This is a genomic window from Nitrobacter winogradskyi, assembly GCF_006539545.1.
Classification (GTDB): domain Bacteria; phylum Pseudomonadota; class Alphaproteobacteria; order Rhizobiales; family Xanthobacteraceae; genus Nitrobacter; species Nitrobacter winogradskyi_A.
This window is the reverse complement of the sequence record NZ_BJNF01000124.1, coordinates 1-8,587: the sequence shown is the minus strand read 5'-3', so window position 1 is coordinate 8,587 and position 8,587 is coordinate 1. Positions and strand designations below refer to the sequence as shown.

Here is an 8,587-nt window from a genome sequence, read left to right as displayed (position 1 = left end):
AGCGGGGGACGATCACGAAAGTTCGCGAATACAGCAAGAGCGGCAAACAGAGCGCCCGCAAAGCCCGCCGACTTCAGATGAACATCGTGACCCACCTCGAAGTTCAGGAACCGGGAGCGGTTCGGATTCGATGCGCGGCAAAACCGGTGTTCCGACTGGACCTGCAAAGTAGGGAGCGGTACCCGCCATCCTGGCTTTTCGCTGGCGTCGTACGCAACGCCGGATTAGCTTCCGTGCGAAAAACCCTCTCCCAATTGTAGGCACCGGCGGTCCGATTCCACCTGCCCGGGCGAACATGCGATGGCGAACGCATCAATGTTCTCACCCTCCCTGACCGCGCATAGCAGTAAAATCAATCCCCGGAATCCGTCGCTCGTCTCCGCATTATCCGAACACTCGCTCGGCTGTCCGCCACCCCATCTGCATGCCCTGTAGTCCTGCGGCACAACAAAACTACCTGCCCAAACTCCCCGTTGCGCGCGCCGCTTCCTTCTGAGCGCCAGCATACTTGCCTTTTGGGTATTGAGGCCAATCGAACGCGAGCCCCAATGGCTGAGGCGCTGGACCGGATCAGCCGCGACCAGGCCGACGTCGCGACGCTGTTCAAGCACCTCAAATTTGCGGGTGTGCCGATCGTCACGCTGTCCGAGGGTGAGATCAGCGAGTTGCATGTCGGCCTCAAGGGCACGATGAACGCACTGTTCCTCAAGGACCTCGCCGCCAAGACCCATCGCGGCATCCGTGGCCGGGTTGAGGAAGGCAAGTCGGGCGGTGGCTCTGCTACGGCTATAAGGTGGTGAAGCAACTCGATGCGCGTGGCGAGCCGATCCGTGGAGATCGCGAGATCGACGAGGCCGAAGCCAATCTCGTGCGCCGCATTTTTCGCGAATTCGCCGCCGGCGTCGGGCCACGCACCATTGCGCGGACCCTGAACGAGGAAGGCGTGCCCGGCCCGAACGGCAAGCTCTGGAAAGACACGACGATCCGGGGGCACATCAAGCGCGGGACAGGTCTCGTGAACAACGAGCTTTATATCGGAAGGCTGATCTGGAACCGGCTGCGCTACCTCAAGGACCCGTCCACCGGAAGGCGGGTGTCGCGGCTCAACCCGGAGAGCGCCTGGATTACGACCGAGGTGCCTGAACTGCGCATTGTCGATGACAAACTCTGGCAGGCGGTTCGCAAGCGTCAGGGCGAGATCGCCGAAAAGTTCGTGAACGTCAGGGAAGCCGTGCGCGAGCATCACAGGACAAACCGGTTGAACGTCGCGCGCCGCCCGAGATCGCTGCTGTCAGGTCTGATCTTCTGCGGCTGCTGCGGCGGTCCCTACTCGCTGCGCGGTGGGGATCGTTTCGCCTGCTCGAATCGTATCAGCAACGGCACCTGCTCCAACACACGCACCATTCCGCGCGAGGAACTGGAACGCCGCGTGCTGGCCGGCCTCAAGGACCGGATGATGGCCCCGGAGATCGCCGCCGAGGCGATGCGCGCCTGCGCCGAGGAAACCAACCGGCTGAACCGAGAACGCCGCTCCAACAGCAACTCGTGGAAGGCCGAACCGGTGAGGGTCGAGAAGCAGATTCGGGGCATCATCGAGGCCATCAAGGAGGGCATGTATCAGCGATCCATGAAAGCCGAGATGGATGCCCTGGAGGATCGCAAAAAGGCGTTGACCGAGCTTTTGACCGATGTGCCAGACGACGCACCGGATCTGCTGCCCTCGGCTTCGGCGATCTATGCGAGGAAGGTCGCGATCCTGACCAAAGCCCTGAATCGTCCCGACGAGCGGCCGCAGGCAGCGGAAGCTTTGCGGATGCTGATCGAGAAGATCGTGCTGACGCCGGGGCCGAAACGGGGCGAGATTCTTGCCACGCTGCATGGCGAATTGCGGACCATCCTCGAATGGACGGAACGCCAAGCCATTGGAAAGGGTAAGAAAAATGACACTCCCGGAGCCGGGCTCACGGGAGTGTCGGTATCGGTGGTTGCGGGGATAGGATTTGAACCTATGACCTTCAGGTTATGAGCCTGACGAGCTACCGGGCTGCTCCACCCCGCGTTAAACTTATACTCGCCTTTCAGATCATGTCCGACAGCAATCGGTCGACACTTAAGCGCCGATCAATTACCGTCCGCAAACGACTGAGAGGACAACTCGGGCGAACACCCTCGTACGCGATACATGTACCAATCCACCTTCGCTTTGGAAAGGGCTGAGCCTGACATTTTCTGATTTTATGAGTGCAAAAGCCAACTCGTCTCCTACTCGATCGGTTTCCTCGGCTTGATACAAAGCAGCATCATTCTCGCAACTCAGAGCCTCATTTGAGGAACAACATCATACCTTTCCTTTCGCCCCATACCTCTTGGGATGCGGTACTAGAGCCTCGACCGATGTGCGCACAGATTCTTCTCCGCTATCTGCATCGCAGCAACCGTCATCTTCTGGCCGATCAATGAATCCTGAGCCTAGCCCTACTTTGGCAGATTTTTTGCGATTGCAGGGCGGTTCAGTATTCCCGAATCGGATTTTCAGTGATTCATGGGTGGTCGGCTTTTGGAGGGTCGACCATGGCGCGATGGGAAGACGAACTTGGAAGCTGGCTCGAGCCATTCATGAGTGGTTTAGGGCACAAGGCTCGACGGCGGATGTGTCCACTGTATGTTTCGGGACTGATTGGGCCTGGCGACCGCAAGAGCGTCCAGCCGATGGCGGCGCGGTTGGCGCCGGGCGACTATGACCAGATGCACCATTTTATCGCCGATGGCGTCTGGGACGCGGCGCCGTTGGAAGCGGAGTTGCTCGTTCAGGCCGATCGGCTGGTCGGCGGCAACGACGCAGTGCTGGTCATCGACGACACATCGCTGCCGAAGAAGGGTGATCGTTCGGTTGGCGTCGCTCCGCAGTATGCATCGACCCTTGGCAAGACGGCCAATTGTCAAACGTTGGTGTCGCTGACACTTGCCCGCGGCGAAGTGCCTGTCATGGTAGCGCTGCGGCTGTTTCTGCCCGAGAGTTGGACGAGCGATCCGGCGCGTTTGAAACGTGCCGGTGTTCCAATCGAGCATGGCGGGGCGCGCTCCAAGCCGGAGATCGCGCTGGCGGAGATTGATCGCGTGATCGCCTCCGGCGTTCGCTTCGGTTGCGTGCTGGCGGACGCGGGATACGGATCGAGCGCGCCGTTCCGTCATGCTCTGAGCGAACGCGATCTGTTGTGGGCAGTTGGTCTGTCGCGCCATCAGAAAGTCTATCCGAGCAATGTCACGATGATCTTTCCGACGGAGAAGGCCCGCAAGCCGCGGAAGCACCATATCCCGGATATGTCGCCGGTCTCTGCCGAAACGGCGCTAATCGGCGACAAGTGGCGGAAGATCAGTTGGCGCCGGGGTACGAAGGGCCCGCTGACATGCCTGTTCGCAGCACGGCGCGTTCGCATTGCGGACGGCCCGAAGCACCGCGTATTCGATAAAGGTGTCGAGCGCATGCCTGGCGATGAGGCGTGGATCCTGGGTGAACGACGGCCGGGCGGAGAACAGAAGTACTACGTCTCGAACCTGCCCGCCGACGTGCCGCTCAGGACGCTGGCGGCTGCCGTCAAGGCTCGATGGATCTGTGAGCAGGCGCATCAGCAATTGAAGGAAGAACTCGGGCTCGACCATTTTGAAGGCAGATCGTGGGCCGGGTTACACCGACATGCCTTGATGACGATGATCGCCTACGCATTCCTTCAATCCCGCCGCCTCATGGCAGCGGGACGGGAAAAAAAGATTTCAACGGTCCCCCGCCACAGCCGAGTTTGCCGGCCGTGCGTCGCGCCATCGTCGAACTCTTTCTTCTTCGACCGCCAGATCGCCGATGCCCATTCTGCAGAAGACAAATCCGCAAAATGCAACGGCACGAATAAATCTGCCAAAGTAGGGCTAGGTGGTCCTCAGCGAGAGATGAGTCCGGGACTCAGATTGCTCGCGAGCTTCCTGACGAGGCCAAAGAAAGCTGCCGCCCAAGCTAACAGAGCCACATAAACAAACACATCCGCGATCGGACGTAGAAACTCCAAACGCATAGCCCCGGCCATCTCATAAGTGCAGACGGTGTACATTCCCAACGGAAAAACTGCACTCCAGTACGCCGGGTCGTATCTGAGAGGAAATCGCCGATAAAAATGCCGCCAGACAACCAGAATGATAAGAAGCGGGATCCACCACGTACCAGCAGCCCAGAAGAAGATCGTAAACCCCTTGAGAAAGGGTAGCAACTCTTCAAGGAACCATGCATCCGCCGCATTCTCAATCAAAAGAGAACCGGCAAGCGTTGAAATTGCCATCGCTCCCATGTTTATCCAGTATGAGGGAACGAAGTCGGCTGGCGAAAACTTAAAGAACATATAGCGATAGAAAATCAATGAGATGATCGAGATATACAGCATGCCGCCCCACAGCAGCATCGAAAGCGCCAGAAAATTGACGTCCAGCCGCAGGGGTTGATGAATATGCCGCGCAAGAAGCGCGCTCAAGAGAGAGATCGACTGGGTCGAGACGACGGCAAGCAACCAAGCCCCAGTGATCCCCTGATCGATGGTCGGCTTAGCTTCCATGATCGTCAAGTTAGCGAAAATCGTGTAAGTTAGGATAATCCAAAGAAGGATACCGAAAATCCAAAGCCCTAGCGCAATATCCAATGCGCCCGCAAGTATGAACTGATTTGCCATCACACCGGTGGCAGCTACCGCGGAAAGGAAACCCGGCGCCGATCGGTGGTCTGTCAAATCAACAATCAGAGCTCGTCGGTAGCGTATGAGTCGCCACGACGTCAGTATCCAGAGGACTACGAACTGAGTCGCATTCAACCACAGAAGAGCAACAGCAATCGCATGAAAGCCAGCTTTCTCTGAGGCAATGGAGACGATCCCGGTGGCCATCACCAACGCAAAATACGCTGGTGAAAGGCGCCGAGCACCAGGCATGCTAAGCCGGAAGCGACGTTTAGATGAGTCGATGCGCTGCACGAGACCTTACTAACCCCTTACGCTCTGCACCGCTACTTGTCACCGCTCTCATTAAGAGCGGTGACAATGCTCAATTTAATCACCTACTCAACAGAGAACAAAAAGGACTCAATGAGCAGGCACGGCTTCCGCTATCGGAGCACCAATCGGCTTGACATCTCTGAAGCCCACTCGAGAGAATGACACATAAAAAGCTGCCATGTTCATCAATGCCCAGACGATAAACCCAAGCGTATATCCCCCCACAAGGAAATTGCTAGCAGCTAAAACAGCGGTCATCGTGAAACCGCAAGCCGCACCGGCCGCCTTCGCCAACCCGCTTACCGCACCGACGTGCTCAAAATATATAGGGATCAGCTTGATTACCGCAGCAGCAGCGGCGCCCGACAACAACGCCAACCCATAAATCGCTACGAGTTCCAAGCTGAAAGATAATTGCAAAGCCATCAGCACCGCGAGGATCGACATAGCGCCGAACATCCAAGTCAGTAGCGTCAGTACATCATAGCGATCAGCTGCCCAGCCGCCCAGCGGCCTAGTAACCGCTACGCAAACCACCAAAACCGGCGTGTAAAATGCTACCGCCGAGGTAGCGTCAACGCGCCAGTGATCGACCAAATAAGTCGGCATCGTAGACGCGAAGAAAACCAACGTGCCGAAAGCTACCCAATAGAGACCTGGCACCAGCCACACGACTACACCAGACCGATAGACAGCCCAAATTTCCCGTGTCGACGTATTCTTAAGCTTCCTATTTGGCGGATCGGAAGTGAAGAACATATAGATCGCCGCCATAAACAATGTAGGAATGGCAAAGATCGGGAATATGATACGCCAACCCTCCGGGTCGCTCTGGTCAGCAACGCTTGTGATGACGAAGGTGACGGCCATCATACCAAAGGTAATCCCTATATTACCCAAGGCAAACAATCCCAAGGCAGTACCCTGTTTAGACTTCGGGTACCAAGAGGAAACATGAGCGTTCCCCACCACGAAAGTCGCTCCACCGAGCCCTAGCATCGACCCCAGGAACAAGAAAGAATAGTAACCCTCCGCAAAAGTTCCCAGAATCAGAACCACTGAAAGCAGGACGAGCAGAATCGTGAACACTGTTCGTCCGCCGAACTTGTCAGTCCAAATGCCGAGTGGAATACTGATGGCAGCCGCAAAAAGCGGCTCCATAGCCGCCAATACAAGCACTTGCGTACTTGTAAAATGGTACCACTCTATCAAGAACGGCGCGAGCGCAGAAAACATTCCCCATATAGCGAACCCTAGCGAAAATGCCATGGTCGATATCCACAACACTCGCGCGTTGCCCTGCGGTTCGTTCAACGTTTCAACGTTGCCAGCTGACTGTTCCACCGGTAGCTCCTACGAAGAAAATTTACCTAGCTGTTAAGCTTGCGTTGCTTCTAAGAAAACGGGCTACCTGCCTAGATTGTTGACCTAGCAAGGCTGCCAGCCGCTGGATCGACCGCGCCATGACCCGATCGTTCGATCTCTTTACTACACGCTTACCAACTTACAGTTCTCGCCGACGAGCGTAACTCGCCGGCGAGAAGCCACTTTAACCAGTTTTAACAACTTCGCCAAGTGCCCTAATGCGCAGATCTTACGGTATTCCTGATCTGGATCTGATACGGGCGCCACAAATACCAGAAGGGGAACATAATTAAATGTACCAACCGAGAGAACGGAAACAGCGCAATTACTAGGAACCCCGTAAGCATATGCGCCTTAACTGCAAACGGCAACGCCGACACGTAGTGAGTTTGCGGGTTCAAAGACACCAGAGAGATCAACCAAGGCACAGCGGTATCAATATACCAATCAGCACCCCAACGATAAGCCAGAGAAACCCAAAAACCAAGCGCAACCTGAACGAGCAGCGCAACAAGCAGTATGCCATCCATCGGGCTAGTTACAGCTAGAATTCGCTCGGTCGTAAATCTACGCACTATCAAAACGCATAGACCTATCAACGCCGCAAAGCCGAACGCAAAGCCTATCAACTCAACCGTATAGAGTGCCGTAGGAGTCGATGTCAGGGCCGACCACATACCGGGAACAAGAAACCCGATCAGATGCGCGAATAGAACAACCACAATGCCATAGTGCCACGGCACAGAACCCCAGAACAAACGACGATTTTCCAAAAGCTGGGAAGACAACGTCGAATACGAAAAGCGATTCGTCCGGTAACGATGAACACCACCTAGAACCGCTACCACGACCGCCAAGTATGGCAGAACCGCGAACAGGAATACATCATACATAGAATTTGCCTCCGTCACACATGGGACATTCCTCTCACGCTTGCCAATCCAGCAGGTCGTCTGCTGCGACCTCCGCAAGTGGCTTATACACCTTGAAATGCTGCCGGCCCGATTGTGTCCAGAACACGACATGCGTTTCCACGGGCGGACAACCAGGATCCGAACAAGGAAGCTCAGACACCATGATCGTCTCGTCCTCGTCGAGATTAAAACGCTCCCGCGTCCAGCCAAGGACACGCTCCTGCTCAACTGAGCGGTCGGCGCGCTTCTTCGTCATGCCTTCATTTAGCAAAAGTCGTAACGCATCCAACACTTGATGATAGGGATGCGCTCGCTTCTCTGCCTCGTCGACATCATAATCTTCACTCATGGCCAGAAGAAATCCGCCCTCTAAAACATCTCCCTGGCCTTGCCCCTTGAGTTGCTGACGATCGTCCCCCTGGCTCTGGCCTTCAAGTAACTTCCGGGCTTCTCGCTGCTGAGCCTTTAGCTGCTTTCGCAGATCTCGATCGTCTAGCTTCGCACGTTCAATACCGGTATCCCCATCAATATCAGCCGGTCCATGCTGATGACTCTCCGTTTCCGGTTTCGTCGTCATCCGTTCTAGCGCCGGCAGCATCCCTTTATTCAATAACGCATCAATGTCGTCACCCTCATTCTGGGCAGCAAACCTCAATACAACCGACAGCCGATCTGGCATTTCAGTAGGATCAGACTCAAATCCATTCGTGCGATAGCTCTTCTTAAGCTCCACTAAAAAAACACTACGTTTATAATTTTCCCCAAAAAGCTGGTAACCAACATATGGATGACATATCGAATTCAAATCAAAAAAACCACTATAAACTTCCTGCAGCTTTCCAACCGCCGTCTCTTCGGCGAAAGCTCGAAAGCTCTCCAATAATGCTGCCGCCTGTGGTTGCACTGATCTTATCAAAGTCCCACACTCGGAAGCTTTCTGCCCCAAACCTGGAACAGGATAATCGAGAATATCAGCAAACAACCCCAAAACCTTGGCGCGGTTCGAATACAAGACCTCTGCACGATGAGAAAAACGACTCATGATCTTTGCTTCGAGCCTTCGGTACTAAACAAACAAAAAAGACCATCTGTTTCTCAGACGACCCTAAATCCCGCGAGACGGATCCGGATGCATGATCCGAAGACCGTCTCGCGCCTTGTCGTGCGGCAGGAGGGCCTATGGTCCTCTTGCCGGATCGGTGTGGAAGCCGACGCCGACCGCGCCCTTGCGGATCGGGTAGTTATGAGAGACCGGATCGAGCTGCGGGAACAGGGCATCAA

At 55.6% G+C, this 8,587-nt stretch carries 7 protein-coding genes, 1 tRNA gene and 1 pseudogene; 4 read left to right on the top strand and 5 right to left on the bottom strand.

The annotated features are described in order from the left end of the window. The 3 genes from NWI01_RS19440 to NWI01_RS18125 form a co-directional block, all read left to right on the top strand. Window positions 1-260, top strand: a 260-nt coding sequence (locus tag NWI01_RS19440) for a hypothetical protein (RefSeq protein ID WP_210243013.1), incomplete at its 5' end; no start/stop codon positions are given. A 288-nt stretch (window positions 261-548) separates the two neighbouring features. Then, window positions 549-800, top strand: a complete 252-nt coding sequence (locus NWI01_RS19975) for a recombinase family protein (RefSeq protein WP_244613886.1) — start codon at window positions 549-551, stop codon at window positions 798-800. Beyond that, window positions 794-2,026, top strand: coding sequence for a recombinase family protein (locus NWI01_RS18125; RefSeq protein WP_307723475.1), 1,233 nt, complete (start codon window positions 794-796; stop codon window positions 2,024-2,026). Before NWI01_RS19975 ends, NWI01_RS18125 begins: the two co-directional genes overlap by 7 nt. Here the strand turns inward: NWI01_RS18125 and NWI01_RS18120 are convergent. Beyond that, a tRNA-Met gene (locus tag NWI01_RS18120) sits at window positions 1,983-2,059 on the bottom strand. The two genes, NWI01_RS18125 and NWI01_RS18120, sit on opposite strands and share 44 nt — an antisense overlap. Window positions 2,060-2,535: 476 nt before the next feature. Here NWI01_RS18120 and NWI01_RS18115 point away from each other — a divergent pair. After that, window positions 2,536-3,919, top strand: a pseudogene (locus NWI01_RS18115) (IS701 family transposase). Window positions 3,920-3,932: 13 nt separating this feature from the next. Here NWI01_RS18115 and NWI01_RS18110 read toward each other — a convergent pair. The 4 genes from NWI01_RS18110 to NWI01_RS18095 all read right to left on the bottom strand — a co-directional run bounded on the left by NWI01_RS18110 (window position 3,933) and on the right by NWI01_RS18095 (window position 8,348). Further along, window positions 3,933-5,006, bottom strand: a complete 1,074-nt coding sequence (locus tag NWI01_RS18110) for a tellurite resistance/C4-dicarboxylate transporter family protein (RefSeq protein ID WP_181410583.1) — start codon at window positions 5,004-5,006, stop codon at window positions 3,933-3,935. Between the two features lie 108 nt (window positions 5,007-5,114). Further along, complete coding sequence (locus NWI01_RS18105) at window positions 5,115-6,371, bottom strand: MFS transporter (protein ID WP_141385341.1); 1,257 nt, start codon at window positions 6,369-6,371, stop codon at window positions 5,115-5,117. 236 nt (window positions 6,372-6,607) lie between these two features. Further along, window positions 6,608-7,285: a respiratory nitrate reductase subunit gamma gene (gene narI / locus NWI01_RS18100; RefSeq protein WP_141385340.1), complete on the bottom strand. Its 678-nt coding sequence runs from the start codon at window positions 7,283-7,285 to the stop codon at window positions 6,608-6,610. 34 nt (window positions 7,286-7,319) lie between these two features. Further along, window positions 7,320-8,348: a nitrate reductase molybdenum cofactor assembly chaperone gene (locus NWI01_RS18095; protein WP_141385339.1), complete on the bottom strand. Its 1,029-nt coding sequence runs from the start codon at window positions 8,346-8,348 to the stop codon at window positions 7,320-7,322. Window positions 8,349-8,587 lie beyond the last annotated feature (239 nt).

Coding starts and splice junctions, on each gene's coding strand:
- NWI01_RS18095 (WP_141385339.1), bottom strand. CDS start 8,348: ATGAGTCGTTTTTCTCATCGTGCAGAGGTCTTGTATTCGAACCGCGCC.
- NWI01_RS19975 (WP_244613886.1), top strand. CDS start 549: ATGGCTGAGGCGCTGGACCGGATCAGCCGCGACCAGGCCGACGTCGCG.
- narI (WP_141385340.1), bottom strand. CDS start 7,285: ATGTATGATGTATTCCTGTTCGCGGTTCTGCCATACTTGGCGGTCGTG.